General features: G+C 70.8%; 1 protein-coding gene. It reads left to right on the forward strand.

Translation table 11 applies throughout. The features are described from left to right. Positions 1-267 (forward strand): filamentous hemagglutinin N-terminal domain-containing protein (locus tag B0W80_RS34285; protein WP_143684948.1); only part of this gene is annotated, 267 nt, incomplete at both ends.

Below are 267 nucleotides of genomic sequence, written 5' to 3' on the forward strand. Positions count from 1 at the left end.
AACGCAGCTCGGCGGCCTCGTGCAGGGCAACCCCTTCCTTGCCAACGGCCCCGCCCGCGTCATCTTGAACGAGATCGTCGGCGGCAACCCGACACAGTTGCAGGGCGCCATCGAGGTCGCCGGCCAGAGGGCCGAAGTCATCGTCGCCAACCCGGCCGGCATCGCCGTCGCCGGCGGCACCTTCATCAACGCCCACCGGGCCACGCTGACCACCGGCGTGCCGCAGATCAACGCCGCGGGCGGCCTGGACGGCTTCGTGGTTCGCAA

It is taken from the genome of Variovorax sp. KK3 (assembly GCF_001984055.1).
Taxonomy (GTDB): domain Bacteria; phylum Pseudomonadota; class Gammaproteobacteria; order Burkholderiales; family Burkholderiaceae_C; genus Variovorax.